Source organism: Sediminicola sp. YIK13 (genome assembly GCF_001430825.1).
GTDB lineage: Bacteria > Bacteroidota > Bacteroidia > Flavobacteriales > Flavobacteriaceae > Sediminicola.
The window spans coordinates 2,768,129-2,783,560 of record NZ_CP010535.1 but is presented as its reverse complement, the minus strand read 5'-3'; the positions used below and the strand labels follow the sequence as shown (position 1 = coordinate 2,783,560).

Here is a 15,432-nt window from a genome sequence, read left to right as displayed (position 1 = left end):
GTCAGTATAACCGACCCTAACGTAATTTAGTGAGATTTCCTGATCTTTTAAACAGTTGTGAACTGGTGGTCTCCAAATAGTTCCATTACCTCATCAAAGGCGGCAAAAACATCTACTGCATGGTCACTGGTCACCATTTTCATTCTGTATTCCTTAAAATTGGGAATACCTTTAAAATAGTTGGTGTAATGCCTTCTGGTCTCAAATACCCCAAGCTTTTCCCCTTTCCAGTCAATGGCCATCTGCAGGTGCCTGCGAGCCGCGTCTACCCGCTCTTCCATGGTGGGGGGAGCCTTGTGCGTCCCTGTCTTAAAATAATGCTTCACTTCATTAAAGAACCACGGATAGCCTATACTTGCGCGTCCAATCATGGCGCCATCCAACCCGTATTCATCACGCATTTTCATCGCCATTTCCGGGGAGTCCACATCGCCGTTCCCAAAAACGGGAATATGCATCCTAGGGTTGTTCTTTACGGCTGCAATAGGTCCCCAATCGGCACTGCCCTTGTACATTTGTACTCTTGTACGGCCGTGAATGGATATTGCCTTGATACCCACATCTTGTAAGCGCTCGGCAACTTCTACTATTTTTATGGAATCACTGTCCCACCCCAATCTTGTCTTTACGGTAATGGGCAAGTGGGTGCGTTTCACCATTTCCTCCGTAAGCTTTATCATTAAAGGAATGTCCTTGAGAATACCGGCTCCGGCATTTTTGGACACTACCTTTTTCACGGGACAACCAAAATTAATATCGATGATATCCGGATTGGACTTTTCAACGATATCTATGGATTGAAGCATGGAATCCAATTCAGCACCAAAAATCTGAATGCCCACAGGGCGTTCCTTCTCGTAAATATCCAATTTCATGACACTTTTTGCAGCATCACGGATTAGACCTTCCGATGAGATGAATTCTGTATACACCACATCTGCACCTTGTTCCTTGCACAGGGCACGGAAAGGCGGGTCACTAACATCTTCCATTGGCGCTAAAAGCAACGGAAAATCTGGCAGCTGAATATCTCCTATTTTTGGCAAAACTTTTTCTGTTTTTGGAATGCAAAAATAGTAAATATCTCTTACATAAGAAGTTTAATTGGATTCCAACCGATCCCGCTCTATTTTGTCAATGGTTCTTTTACTGTCCTTTAACCGAAAATTTCCAAAATTATAGGCAAACCCAAAACGAATAAATTGAGTTTCTGGCCTGGGCGAATAGGAATTGTCCTGGTTCAAATAGGTAGAGGTAAGTGTTCCATTGGCTTTGCCCAAAATATCCTCTGAGGAAAGGGAAATGGTCGCCCTATTGTTCCAAAGGGTCTTACGAAGCCCAAAGGTGAGGTTGGTTGTTTCCGAAATCACATAGGATCCCAAGAGAAATTTAGAAATATAATTAAGACCAAGTTCCCCGGTAAAGGTTCCGTCCTTGGAAAGCGTCAAATTATTACCTAAATACAAAAACACCCCTTCCACTTCATTGGTCACAGGGATATTTCCACTTTCGATAGCCAAAAAGGTTTCATCCTCATGAAATAAGGAGGTAATGCCAATGAGGAACCAATTGTTGGTGATGGATTTGATATAGGTAAAATCGAATCCATAGGAGGTACTTTCTAGTACATTTTGCCGTACTTCCCTGACGGTCTGGTTCTGGTTGTCCTGAAAACTGAGTGTGCTTATAAAATTTCCATTATCCCTGTAATAAACGTCCAGAAAATATTCCCCTTTGTAGGTGTAGTTAAAATTAAAATTATGACTAAAGTTGGGTCTTAGATTGGGGTTCCCTTGGTTAAAAACGTTTTCGTTTAGAAAGTAAAGGAACGGATTCAGGTCCTGATACTTGGGCCTGCTAAGTTTGCGCCCATAATTAAAGGAAAATGAATGGTTGTCAGATTGGTTATAAAGGAGATATAAAGACGGGAAAAGTTCAAAATAATCCTGCACATTGGTTTCAACAACGCTCATTGACTTCCCTTCCACATTGGTTTGCTCTCCTCTCAATCCTGCTTTTATTGAGAATTTGTCCCAATTCTGGACCATAGTGATATAGCCCGCAAAAACCGTCTCATCATAATCGTAAATGTCTGACAAGGATACATTCATGGTTTGGGTGTTGCCCGTCACATTAAAATAATCAAGGCCACTTCTTGAATTGATATTGGAAAATTTTGCGCCGCTCTCCAAGGACAATTTACCAAAGGTGTCTAAATAATCTGCCTGTCCCGTATAGATCTCAATATTTTGGTTGGATTGGGTCAAGAAACTAAAATTCCTAGTAAAATTATTGGTGCTGTCAAAATAATCGGAAGACACGAATTGATCTTGTTCCAAATAATAATCAGTGTAATGTGCATTCAAAGCTAAGGATGCCCCCTCTTTTTTAAAGGTATGTACATAATTAAGGTCTATCCCCAAATTGGCCTGGTCAATGTTTAGCTTACTAGCTGAAATAAACGTGGAATCCAACATATTCTGGGCATTCCGCATGAGGTTCTCCGATATATTATCAAAAGTCTTGTTAGGGGAAACCGCTAAATTGGAAGTGATATTAAACGTATTCCTATCATCAATGGCATAATCCAGGATAAGATTTGCATTTTGGGCGGCAGATCTGGTGGTTCTATTAAAAGTGGACTGCCACCTGGCAAACACCCCATTATCATCTATAAAGTTTATATACCCGTTATTGTCCTTGTATTCCTTTCTGGGACTTATGGAATAGTTCGCAAAAACACTTAATTTCTCAGTCTTGAAATAATGACTGGTACCAAAATTATATTTTGGAAAAATAGCCTGTATAAAATCCCCATTGACACTTCCTTTATAACCTGGGGTGATGTTCTTACTGGTAATGATATTTAAAATAGGTCCCCCCTCCGCATCATAGCTAGCTGGCGGGTTCATGATCACCTCAACGGATTTGATGTTTGCCCCTGAAACTCCCTCCAATAAATTTTTAATCTCGGCATTGGTGAGCTGAACTTTCCTGTTGTTTAAATATACTATTGGCGTTTGGTTTTTTATTTTCAGCTGCTCATTCACCATGATCACCCCAGGGGTTTTCCTCAGCACATCCCATGAATTGCCTAAGGAGGCAATCGTATTTTCCACGTTAAAGACCAACCGATCTGATTTGCGGACCACCGTAGGTTTTCTTACTACAATTTCCACTCCTTCAAGATCAATGGAACTATCTTCAATGATAATGGAGCCAATGGAAGTGTTCTTCCTTACATCTACTGCTATTAAGTTGGAGGTTGAGCCGATATAACTCGCTCTTATGAAATAGGTTTTTGGTTGCACGTTGGTTATAACAAACCGCCCAGAATCATCGGTGGAGGCTCCTTGTACTACTGTGGAATCAGATACTTGTAACAAAAGGACATTGGCGTAACCTACAGCTTCATTATTTCTATCTTTTACAGCCCCAGTAACCTCGTAGGTTTGGGCAGATAGGCATAACGGCATGATCAGGGGCATGATCAGAACTAAGAAGCTTAATTTCAAGTTTTTTCGGTTGGTGACCAAATTTAAGAAAATTTATGTAGTGTCCTACTACAAAATTTGTAATCCAAGCGAATATTGGCTCAATTCGGGTCCTTTGGTGCTAATTTCTTGGGAACAGATATTTTATGCAGGTCAAATAAAGTATATTTGCATCTGCTTAAAACGTGTTGACTAAGCTATTTCACTTACATCATTTATGAAGAATATTAGAAACTTCTGCATTATTGCGCATATAGACCATGGCAAGAGTACCTTGGCAGATAGATTATTGGAATTTACAGGCTCCGTGACCGATCGCGAAAAGCAAGACCAGCTATTGGATAGTATGGATCTGGAAAGAGAGCGTGGAATAACCATTAAGAGCCATGCCATTCAAATGGACTACATGCATAATGGGGAACAATATGTCCTAAATTTGATAGACACTCCGGGCCATGTTGATTTCTCCTATGAGGTCTCCAGGTCCATCGCTGCGTGTGAAGGCGCCTTACTTATTGTTGATGCGGCTCAGAGCATACAGGCACAGACCATATCTAACCTTTATTTGGCTTTGGAGAACGATCTGGAAATTATCCCTGTTTTGAACAAGGTAGATCTCCCAAGCGCCAACCCAGAAGAGGTGACAGATGATATCGTTGAATTATTGGGCTGCAAGGCCGAAGATGTTATTCCGGCCAGTGCTAAAACAGGATTGGGGATTCAAGAAATTCTTACGGCCATCATAGAACGCATCCCTGCCCCCAAGGGAGTAGTTGACGAACCCTTACAGGCCTTGGTGTTTGATTCGGTTTACAATCCATTCAGAGGGGTGGAAACATATTTCAGGGTCATCAACGGAGAGATAAAAAAAGGACAAAAAATAAAATTTGTGGCCACTGGCAAAAGCTATTTTGCCGACGAGGTGGGAACGTTAAAACTTACCCAACATCCCAAACAGGCGATCAAGGCCGGAGATGTGGGCTACCTGATTACGGGGATTAAAGACGCAAGAGAAGTTAAGGTAGGTGATACGATTACTGATTTTGCAAATCCCACAAAAAACCCCATCGGTGGCTTCGAAGATGTAAAACCAATGGTTTTCGCTGGAATTTATCCGGTGGACACAGAAGACTTTGAAGAATTAAGATCTTCAATGGAGAAGTTGCAACTGAACGACGCTTCTTTGGTGTTCTTGCCAGAAAGTAGTGCCGCCTTAGGTTTTGGATTTCGTTGCGGCTTCTTGGGAATGCTCCACATGGAGATTATTCAGGAACGCTTGGAACGTGAGTTTGATATGACGGTGATCACCACCGTACCCAACGTAAGTTACCATGCCTTCACCCGCAAAGAGCCCACGGTCCCTGTAATAGTAAACAACCCCACAGACCTTCCGGACCCGTCTACCTTGGACCATGTTGAGGAGCCATACATAAAAGCTACTATAATTACCAAGGCCGATTTTGTAGGCAATGTGATGTCCCTATGTATCGACAAAAGGGGTGTCATTACTCATCAGACCTATTTGACGCCTGAACGCGTGGAATTATCTTTTGATATGCCGCTGGCAGAAATAGTATTTGATTTCTATGATAGATTAAAAACTGTTTCTAAAGGGTATGCCTCTTTTGATTATTCACCTATTGGCATGCGTACTTCAAAATTGGTACGTGTGGACATTCTATTGAACGCACAGCCTGTAGATGCACTTTCTTCTTTGATTCACGCCGATAATGCGGCCAATATTGGTAAAAAGATGTGTGAGAAATTAAAGGAGCTGATTCCGAGACAACAATTCGACATCCCGATACAGGCAGCTATTGGCGCAAAAATTATTTCCCGTGAAACCATTAAAGCGCTCCGTAAAGATGTAACTGCAAAATGTTACGGTGGGGATATTTCCCGTAAGCGTAAACTTTTGGAAAAACAAAAGAAAGGGAAGAAGCGCATGCGACTCGTTGGAAACGTAGAAATACCCCAGCAAGCATTTATGGCCGTATTAAAGCTTAACGACTAAGTAAATAAGAATCCCCAAGAAATTTCTTGGGGATTCTTATTTAATGAAATTACTTATTCTCAACAGGAGCGGTTATATCCTTGTCCGCCTCCAATACTTTACCGAGATAAACCAGTTTAGAGCCTTCGGAAATATCTTCAAATTCCTTGCTGAAAGACGGTATAATTTTCAATTCCCCATCTGCCGTCTTTAAAAATATGGGTACCATGTTTTTATCCGATTTGGTGATTTCTATCAATCCCTCGTAGTGTTCCTTGTCCTTAAGTTCAATTTCATGGATGGAAGGATATTTCCTGGAAGCTTCCATCAATTTGATAAAATCATCCGTATGGGAGAAAAGACCTTCCTTTGGATTATTTTCCGGGTCATTCATTTCATCTCCAGTTACCAAGCGGAAGGAGCCGTTCTCCCCGAATTGATCCCTGAATTTGTTAATGGCAAACATGTTGATATCCGGATTTCCTGTTAGTGCCATCAAATAGCCCATATCGTTCAATTCAATATTATCGGTCAAAGAATCGGAATAAATATTGGCTGTCATAGCCTCCAATCCCATCTTTTTTGCCTTATCTATATTCGATTGGTTGTTGTCTATCAGGACAACATGTCGTTTGTTCTGTTGCAGGTAACCTGCGATCAACCTAGAGGCTTTTGATGCCCCAATGATCAAGATCCCTTCAGATTTCGTCAGAAATACCCCAACCATCTTAGCGAACAATCGGGCCGTGGTTGCATTTAACAGCACCGTTCCCAAAACCACGGTGAACACTACAGGGGTTATATATTCTGCCCCAGGTTCGCCGTTTGCCAATAACTTGGATCCAAAAAGGGAGGCTATTCCCGCCGCTACAATACCCCTGGGACCCACCCAACTGATGAACAATTTTTCCTTAAATTTTAAGTCGGACCCCGCAGTACTGAGAAATACACCCAAGGGTCGTATCACAAAAACAATAATGGCCAACAGAATGACCATTTGCCAATTGAAAATCAGCTCCAATTCTTGTATGTTGATATTTGCTGCCAACAATATGAACAATATGGATATCAATAGTACGCTCAGGGATTCCTTGAAATACAATAATTCCTTTATATTGGGAAGATTAAGGTTACCCATTACCAGACCCATCACCACTACAGCCAATAGCCCGGATTCATGTGCAAATATGTCCGATTCTACAAAGACCAGTAAGACCACCGAAAGCGATACCACATTGAGGAGGTAGTGTGGGATTAGATTCTTTTTAATGGCAAAGGCCAGGGCATGGGCAAAGGTAAATCCGAAGGTTGTTCCGAAAAGGAGAATTTTACCAAACTCGATCAATGCTGTTTGGGTATAGGCCTGGCCCTCTCCAACGCTGATAAATTCAAATACCAGTACCGCCACTAATGCACCGATAGGATCTATAAGTATCCCTTCCCACTTCAAAACTGCGGAAACATCTTTTTTTAGGGGGATATTTCTAAGGATTGGAGTTATAACTGTAGGCCCTGTAACAATAATAAGTCCTGAAATCAAGAAAGAAACTTGCCAGGTCAATCCAAATACAAAATGGGCTGCGACACCTGCACCAAAAAACGTCACCACTGAGCCCAGCGTAATCAATTTGGTGATCACCGGACCTACATTTGCAATTTCAGATCGCTTCAATGTGAGTCCGCCTTCAAATAGAATAATACTAATGGCCAAGGAAACGAAATAATAAAGACCTTCCCCGGGGAACAGCCCTTTTTCACCATTCCAAATAGGTTCTATCCATTTTTCACCCTGATCAGTAAAAAGTGTGGATACAGGTCCAACAAATAGACCAATTAATATCAGAGGCAAAATAGCAGGTAGTTTTAATCGCCACGCTACCCATTGGGCTATAATTCCAAGTATGATAATTCCTGCTAATTCAACCATTCAATTTTTTTTTGGGAAATTTAATGTTTTTATTTTAAAAACGTGTGCTCTATCAAATCATGGAGAGCGTCTAGTTTAATATTTGCTATATTGGGGCCCAAACGGAATTAATGAACATTGGGCACCAATCTTTTAAGAAAATTTTATTTGGGTTTGCATTTTCACCAAAACTAAAAATAAACCTCTTGGAGACTATCCGTATTGCGCATTTTTTTAATGCCAAACTGATATTGCTCCATGTAGGTGAAAAAACCAAGGAAAACGAAAATAAAATCAATGCCCTTATACAGGATATAGAACCCAATGGCCTATCGATCGACATACAGTGGAAAGAAGGAAAGCCAATCAAGACAATTCGCAAAATCTGCGATGAATTCAAAATTGATCTTTTAGTACTGGGAGCGTTACAGCATGAAAATATGTACCGTTTTTATGTAGGCTCCATTGCCAGAAAATTAACGCGTCAGGTCTCTTGTTCCGTTCTCTTGCTTATCAGGCCTTCCGAAGTACGCGTGCCGTGCAACCATTTAGTAGTAAACGGACTAAATGCCCCTGACACACCAAATACCATAGCCAATGCCTTTTATGTGGCCAATACCCTAGGAGCAAAACAAATTACCATTGTGGAAGAAATTTTGAACAAAGAGATACATGTGGACGTTGAAGATCACCGTTCTCTTAAAAGGGCCTCAATAATTAAAGAACGCTTAAAGAATAGGGAAGAATCCAGGGTTCGTAAAATCGTGGGAGCCCTCCCAAAAATACACACCCAGTCCATAAATATTAAGAATCAAAGTATTTTTGGAAAAAGGGGATACTCCATTGGCCATTATGCCGAAGTGGTCCGCGCCGACTTGTTGGTGATGAACGCACCATCAAAATCGACCATTTTTGACCGTATTTTTCCACATGACATAGAATATATTTTATCAGATTTACCAACCGATTTATTGATTATACGAAACGAACCTTGACATCAAAAAAAACCGCCCAGACTAAAAACTTTATCCACTCCTTACCTCAGAATATCTTTTCAGGGTTTGTAGTTTCCCTTATCGCCCTGCCACTAGGACTGGGGTTGGCGATAGCCAGTGACGCACCTCCAATATCCGGTATCATTGCCGCTGTTGTGGGTGGTATTGTTGTTTCAATTCTCGGAGGCTCCAATGTGACCATCACAGGGCCGGGCAACGGCTTGGTCATTGTTTTGTTAGGGGCCATCACTACCCTCGCCGACGGCGACCTCTACCAGGGATATCTATTTACATTGGCGGCCATCGTGTTTTCTGGAGGTTTAATGCTTCTTTTGGGGTTTTTAAAAATGGGGAGGTTGGCAGATTTCTTTCCCGCCTCTGCCATAGAGGGGATGCTTTCGGCCATAGGTTTAGGGATACTTGCCAAGCAATTCCATATCATGATTGGTCACAATAATGAGCATGGGAGTATTTTATCGCTATTGCTCCAAATTCCCAATGGGATCATGAACCTATTGAGTTCTGACAATACCGCCGAACATGTAGCTGGAGGTATAGGGGTATTGAGTCTTTTAATAATGATCTATTATTCAAAAATTAGAAACCAATACTTCCAACTTATTCCTGCTCCCATGTGGATCTTGATCCTTACCGTCGGCTTCAGCTATATTTTGGTGCCTATGAATATCCCGTATCCAATGGAAGCTTCATTTTTGGTAGATATTCCTAAAAATGTGTTTTCCAATTTGGCCTTTCCAGATTTTTCCTTGGTCCTTGAACAAGAATTTTTGGTCGTTGTTTTTGCCATTACTTTAATTTCAAGCATCGAGTCCTTATTGAGTATTAAGGCGGTGGATAAATTAGATCCGGAGAACAGAAGGTCCAATGTCAATAAAGATTTAAAGGCCTTGGGGGTGGCCACTATCGCCAGTGGACTTTTAGGAGGGTTGAATGTGGTCACTGTAATAGCAAGAAGTTCCGTAAATGTAAACAATAGAGCAAGCAACAGGACTTCAAATCTGTTTCACGGCTTGTTCTTGGTGCTCTTTGTGCTCCTTTTTCAAGAACAGCTGCGTAAAATCCCATTGGCAGCCTTGGCCGCTATCTTGGTGTACACGGGCTATAAGTTGGCCACACCAAAAAACTTTCGAAAAATAGCCAAAATCGGAAAGGAGCAAATCATCATTTTTCTCACCACCTTGATCACCACTTTGTTTACGAATCTGATTACTGGAATTAGTGCAGGAATCCTGATCACTATTTTGATCCACATTTTGATTAATAAGAGCTTTGGATTGTTTTTTAGTCATCTATTTAAACCAAATGTGCTGCTTTTTAAAGAACAAATCGGAGGAAACTATTATGTAAGTGTCAAATATTTTTGCAGCTTCCTCAATTTCTATAAACTGAAGTTTAAGCTGGATATGATTCCCGAATCCGAAGATGTCATTTTGGACTTTTCTATGTGCAGTTTTGTGGACCACACGGTGATGGAAGGACTTGAAAACTACGCCGACACATTTACGGGGAAAGGGGGGAGCTTGGAAATTATAGGTCTGGATAAACATGAGGCAGATTCCATTCATCCTTTTGCCATTCGAAAAATCATCCCTTTCAGAACTTTAAAGCCCATAGAGCGTTATTTCACAAAACGCCAGAACCAACTAAAAGCCACTGCGAAGGAATACCATTGGAACTATATCCCAAACAAAAGCTCCAATACCCATTTTCTGGATCATTTTGTGTTTTTCAAAACCCGAAAAATTAATTACCTCTACAACCACTTGTCAGATCCCAATGGCATATTTAATGTATTTGACGTTGAGTTTACGGAGGGGGAGTTTATTGCTAAGGAAGTGGTGAAAACAACTATTGTGCACGTCCATTTACGAGAACCTATTCCTGTTTTTTCTTTGGACAGGGAAGGGCTGTTACATTTTGTTTATCACCTGGCAGGTTTTGAAGATACGGCTATAGAAAACCATCCGGACTTTAATAAACGCTTCTATCTTAGTGGGGAGGACGTTCCCGCATTGGAACGCCTATTCACAGATGAGCTCATCCTATTTTTCGAAAGTAACCCCTATTACCACGTTGAGTCCAATGGCACTACTTTATTGATCCAAAAAAAGGAGCGGTTGCTAAGTGTGCAGGAAATTAAGGCCATGATCTATTTTGCGCAACAATTGAACCAAGTCTTACAGCCAATTGAAGAAATAGTATAATTTTTAAAGCTAGGGGTAAATAATAATTTTACTGTTGCGCGAATACTTTTCTTCCAGTTTTGAAGGTAGATTCTCCATCATGGACAGGTAGGAGATGCCACTTCTTCTCGACGAAACAAACAGTAAAAGATCATCTCTTTCTATAGAATGCTTCCCGTCTAAAATTGATTCCCAAATTTCAAGAATCTGAAACTTGTTTTTCTGGGTGATTTTGGACCTTTTTGTGTATCTCCCTATGGCATTCTCAGTCTCAGGGTTGCAAAAGTATAAAATACTTATTCCCAGCTCCGATGCCAGTTTGGTTAGTTTACCCATCCAGTTATCAAACCCCTGTTCCAATTCTGCCAAAGGTGGCAAAACAACAACAATTCTTTTGTGGTTTGACAAAGGCTGTTCAAAATGACAAACAAAGACCGTTTTGTCTGTGTTGGAGAGTAGCACTTCCAATTTCTTTCCAAAAAACTGATCGATAATTCCTGTGCGCTGCGGCCAACCAAGAATAATAATATTTGCCAGGATTTCCCTTGCCGTTCTGGCAATGCCGCTAAAAATATTGAAATCTATGACCGCTATTACCTCCGCACGTGTTTCTGAGGCAGTGGCGTGGTCTATCAATTGCTTTAACTTCTGTCTGGCCCGAGTGATGTTCCTTTCCGCCTCCCTATTATTGGGAACCACTGAAAGAATGGAAAGGGGGTAACTAGATTTTTTATCCTTGATGAGCAGGGCAAAATCCAGCGCCTTTTCCAAATTAATATTATTGGCTATAGGCAGAACGATATGTTCGTTTATTTCTTGATTTTTATTGGGGGAATAGGTCTCGTCCTCCATGGCAATCACCAAGTTTTTTGCAGCGCGTTCCGTAACAAAAGAAGCTACAATGCAAGTGGCCAAAATCAAGATCACAGTACCGTTCAATATGTTTTCATCCAATATTTTTGCCTTATACCCCACCAAGATAACCGCCAAGGTTGCCGCGGCATGGGAGCTGCTCAATCCAAAAATGAGTCTTCTTTGCAGTTTGGAATATTTAAATATCACTTGCGTAAAAAAAGCGGCCAACCATTTGCCAAAAATTGCCACAATCGTTAAAGTGGCCGCCACGATGAGGGCCGTTGGACCGCTTAGGATCACACTAAAATCTACCAACATCCCCACACTGATCAAGAAAAAAGGGATGAACAAGGCGTTGCCAATGAATTCTATTCGGTTCATAAGAACAGAAGAGTGAGGAATAAGCCTGTTAAGTGCCAGTCCGGCCACAAAGGCACCAATAATAGGTTCTACCCCGGCCAATTCGGCCAAGAAAGCGGCAAAAAAGACTATTGCCAGAACAAAAATATAATGTGAGTGTTTTTCGCTTTCCAATTTTTTGAAAAACCACTTGGAGACCCTAGGGACCACCCCAAACATGATCACCATAAAAATTGAGAGTGAAATGAGGAGTTTTAGCCAAAAAACATACGTTAGGTTACCCTCGTGGGACCCTACCAACACTGCTAAAATGATAAGCACCGCGGTATCGGTTAAAATGGTTCCGCCCACTGTAATGGCCACTTCCTGGTTCTTAGTGATCCCAAGCTTACTCACAATAGGATAGGTCACCAGGGTATGGGTGGCAAACATGCTTGCCGTTAATAAACTCGCATCAAAATCGTACTCCAGAAAATAATAACACACGGGAAAACCAATTCCCAACGGGATGCTGAAGGTGAAAAGCCCAAACCAAATACTTTTGTTCCTATTGGTCTTAAAATCATTAAGGTCCAGATCTAATCCAGCAATAAACATGATGTACAGAAGTCCGATAGTGGAAAACAAATCCACAAAAAGACTTTTCTCCAATAGGTTAAAACCATTTGGACCAATAATGGCACCAGAAATTATCAGTCCTATGATTCCCGGTATCCTCAATTTATTCATTAAGATGGGAACCATCAAAATGACAAATAATATCAATGAAAAAATGAGCACGGGTTTTTCCAGCGGCAATTTAAAATGATGCAATACCTGCTCTACTATTTCATCCATCTTAGGTCTATTAAATCAAATGGCCCATCAAATTATAGGTTTGGCCAACTATCGAAAATTTTAAGGACGCGGAGACTTTAATATCCTTACTTTCCGCAACTAAAATCCCATTTTTACTGGGGAAATCTATGATTGGAAATCCATTGGAAAATTAGTTGAAAAATGTTAAAAAACCACTAATAAACTACGGTTTATGAACAAAATACTATTTGCTTTGCTTAATTTGCGTCAATTGTTTTTCAACCTATGAAATTATATCCTATCGAAGCTGGGAATTTTAAATTGGACGGAGGGGCCATGTTCGGGGTCGTGCCAAAATCCATTTGGAACAGAACCAATCCGGCAGATTCCAATAACATGATCGATATTGCAGCAAGGTGCCTCTTAATTGAAGATGGGGACCGCTTGATTCTTATCGATACGGGAATGGGCAATAAACAATCCGATAAATTCTTCAGTTATTATTACCAATGGGGCGACCATTCTTTGGACAGTTCCCTAAAAAAGGCAGGCTTTCACAGAGACGACATTACTGATGTGTTCATGACCCATTTACATTTTGACCACTGTGGGGGATGTGTACAATGGAACAAGGACAGAACAGGCTATGAACCCGCGTTTAAAAATGCTGCTTTCTGGACCAATGAAGACCATTGGAAATGGGCCACCAATCCAAATCCCAGGGAAAAGGCATCCTTCCTAAAAGAAAATCTGTTTCCCATGCAAGAAAGTGGGCAGCTTAAATTCATTGAAAGAAGCAACACCCCATTTATGGAAAAATCCGAGCTCGGCTTTGGGATCCTATTTGTGGATGGGCATACGGACAAACAGATGATACCCCATATAAAGTACAAAGGAAAAACTTTAGTCTTTGCAGCAGATCTCCTTGCTACGGCGGGACATATTCCGTTACCCTATGTTATGGGTTATGATACCAGGCCATTATTGACCATGGGCGAAAAAGCTATTTTTCTGGACAATGCCGCCAATAACGACTTCCATATATTTTTGGAACACGATGCGCACAATGAAATATGTACACTTCAACAAACAGAAAAAGGGGTACGCCTACATGAGGTTCATTCTTTTGATTCAATTTTTAACTAACTCAAACAAATCATTATAACCTATGACAATTACATTTTCTAAATCTTTTTTGGGGTTCTGTTCTGCCTCAATTTTATTGATAGGCTGTGGCAGTTCTACCGGATTGATCTCTACTCCTATTGAAAACATTGATGCGGTTCCTTTAAAAGTTACCGAGCTTACAGAATCACAAAAGAAAAATTGGGGTCATGCTGATCTATTGCTAGATACCATACCTGGTATGAGCGTGGATAGGGCCTACAGTGAAATTATTGGCTCTAAAAAAGGGGACAGAGTAATTGTAGCCGTTTTGGACTCAGGGATAGATCTAGACCATGAGGACTTAAAAGCTGTTATTTGGTCCAACACGGAGGAAATAGAAGGAAATGGGATTGATGATGATAATAATGGATTTGTTGACGATATCCATGGCTACAACTTTTTGGGGGAATCTTACAACGAACAATTGGAACATACCCGAATTGTGGCGAAAAAAATAGGTGATGCCAATTTACAGGCAAAGGCCAAGGCCAAGTTGGACATAGCCTATTCAGAGGCCCTTCAAAACAAGCAACAATACGAGCAGATATTCCAAGCGGTAAAGAATGCTGACGTTGCGGTAAAGGCCGAATTGGGTAAAGAGGAATATACAAAAGCAGATTTGGCAGCCATTAAAACAGATGACACTGCCATGCAACAAAATGTAGGGATCTTGCTCCAAATGTTCAATTATGGCGAGAGCATCCCTGAAGTTATGAAGGAGCTCGAAGGGGGAATCAAGCATTTTTCCGAAAGTCTTAATTACAACCTCAACGTGGACTTCAATGGCAGGACCGTGGTTGGGGACGAACCTTATAATTTAATGGATACTGCCTACGGCAATGGTAACCCAAAAAACAGGGTGGAAGATGAAAGTCATGGTACCCATGTCGCTGGGATTATTGCCGCAGAGCGCAATAACGGGAAAGGTGCCAATGGTGTAGCAAACAATGTGGCCGTTATGAGTATCCGAGCGGTGCCCAATGGCGATGAATACGATAAGGACATAGCCTTAGGTATACGCTATGCGGTAGATAATGGCGCTAAAATAATCAACGGAAGTTTTGGCAAGGCCTTTTCTCCAAACGCGGAATGGGTTTACGATGCCATAAAATATGCGGCCTCAAAGGATGTGATTTTTGTACATGCGGCAGGAAACGACGGACTTAATTTGGATGACCCAAAGAATTCGAACTTTCCCAACGATCAGGTCAACAACGGAGCTGAAATAGCGGACAATGTAATTACCGTTGGTGCTTTAACAAGTAAATATGGAGGGGAAATGGTAGCCTCATTTTCCAATTATGGGGTTATCAATGTAGATGTTTTTGCTCCTGGAGCAGCCATCTACTCCACTGTCCCAAACAATGAATACGAGTTTTTGGGAGGTACCTCTATGGCAGCGCCAGCAGTGGCAGGTATAGCGGCACTTATCCGTTCCCAATATCCTGACCTCAGCGCCCCTCAAGTGAAAAAAATCATCATGCAGTCTGGGATTTCTACCAACATGTCCGTTGTATTGGACGGTGATCCATCAAACACATCTCCATTTAATAAAATTTCCAAATCAGGAAAAATTGCCAATGCGTACAATGCCTTGATATTGGCCGAACAAGTTTCAAAAGGAAAAATCAAACTATAACAAATGAAGGATAATAAAGGT

General features: G+C 41.2%; 9 protein-coding genes. 5 read left to right on the top strand and 4 right to left on the bottom strand.

What is annotated here, in order from left to right:
• Positions 1-47: 47 nt before the first annotated feature.
• Together dusB and SB49_RS12355 are read right to left on the bottom strand one after the other, a co-directional pair.
• A complete protein-coding gene (gene dusB / locus SB49_RS12360) occupies positions 48-1,046 on the bottom strand; it encodes a tRNA dihydrouridine synthase DusB (RefSeq protein WP_062057037.1) in 999 nt (332 codons plus the stop codon).
• 54 nt (positions 1,047-1,100) lie between these two features.
• Positions 1,101-3,515, bottom strand: a complete 2,415-nt coding sequence (locus tag SB49_RS12355; protein ID WP_235537752.1) for an outer membrane beta-barrel family protein — start codon at positions 3,513-3,515, stop codon at positions 1,101-1,103.
• A 196-nt stretch (positions 3,516-3,711) separates the two neighbouring features.
• Between SB49_RS12355 and lepA the strand changes: the two genes are divergently transcribed.
• A complete protein-coding gene (gene lepA, locus SB49_RS12345) occupies positions 3,712-5,508 on the top strand; it encodes a translation elongation factor 4 (RefSeq protein ID WP_062057031.1) in 1,797 nt (598 codons plus the stop codon).
• A 49-nt stretch (positions 5,509-5,557) separates the two neighbouring features.
• Here the strand turns inward: lepA and SB49_RS12340 are convergent, their stop codons facing one another.
• On the bottom strand, positions 5,558-7,414 hold the full coding sequence (locus SB49_RS12340) for a cation:proton antiporter (protein WP_062057029.1): 1,857 nt from the start codon (positions 7,412-7,414) through the stop codon (positions 5,558-5,560).
• Between the two features lie 110 nt (positions 7,415-7,524).
• On the opposite strand from SB49_RS12340, the gene SB49_RS12335 reads away from it, so the two are divergent.
• A complete protein-coding gene (locus SB49_RS12335; RefSeq protein ID WP_062057028.1) occupies positions 7,525-8,388 on the top strand; it encodes a universal stress protein in 864 nt (287 codons plus the stop codon).
• On the top strand, positions 8,385-10,613 hold the full coding sequence (locus SB49_RS12330; protein WP_062057026.1) for a SulP family inorganic anion transporter: 2,229 nt from the start codon (positions 8,385-8,387) through the stop codon (positions 10,611-10,613). The genes SB49_RS12335 and SB49_RS12330 overlap by 4 nt, the downstream gene beginning before the upstream one ends.
• A 9-nt stretch (positions 10,614-10,622) precedes the next feature.
• Here the strand turns inward: SB49_RS12330 and SB49_RS12325 are convergent, their stop codons facing one another.
• Positions 10,623-12,644 (bottom strand): cation:proton antiporter, encoded by a 2,022-nt coding sequence (locus SB49_RS12325; RefSeq protein WP_062057024.1) that lies wholly within the window; start codon positions 12,642-12,644, stop codon positions 10,623-10,625.
• A gap of 246 nt (positions 12,645-12,890) precedes the next feature.
• Here SB49_RS12325 and SB49_RS12320 point away from each other — a divergent pair, with 246 nt between their 5' ends.
• On the top strand, positions 12,891-13,751 hold the full coding sequence (locus tag SB49_RS12320; RefSeq protein WP_062057022.1) for an MBL fold metallo-hydrolase: 861 nt from the start codon (positions 12,891-12,893) through the stop codon (positions 13,749-13,751).
• Positions 13,752-13,773: 22 nt separating this feature from the next.
• Entirely contained in the window at positions 13,774-15,411 is a 1,638-nt protein-coding gene (locus tag SB49_RS12315) for a S8 family peptidase (RefSeq protein ID WP_062057020.1), read from the top strand.
• Positions 15,412-15,432 lie beyond the last annotated feature (21 nt).

Excerpts from the sequence above, each read along its gene's own strand:
- lepA (WP_062057031.1), top strand. The coding sequence starts at position 3,712 with ATGAAGAATATTAGAAACTTCTGCATTATTGCGCATATAGACCATGGC.
- SB49_RS12340 (WP_062057029.1), bottom strand. The coding sequence starts at position 7,414 with ATGGTTGAATTAGCAGGAATTATCATACTTGGAATTATAGCCCAATGG.
- SB49_RS12335 (WP_062057028.1), top strand. The coding sequence starts at position 7,525 with ATGAACATTGGGCACCAATCTTTTAAGAAAATTTTATTTGGGTTTGCA.
- SB49_RS12325 (WP_062057024.1), bottom strand. The coding sequence starts at position 12,644 with ATGGATGAAATAGTAGAGCAGGTATTGCATCATTTTAAATTGCCGCTG.
- SB49_RS12320 (WP_062057022.1), top strand. The coding sequence starts at position 12,891 with ATGAAATTATATCCTATCGAAGCTGGGAATTTTAAATTGGACGGAGGG.
- SB49_RS12315 (WP_062057020.1), top strand. The coding sequence starts at position 13,774 with ATGACAATTACATTTTCTAAATCTTTTTTGGGGTTCTGTTCTGCCTCA.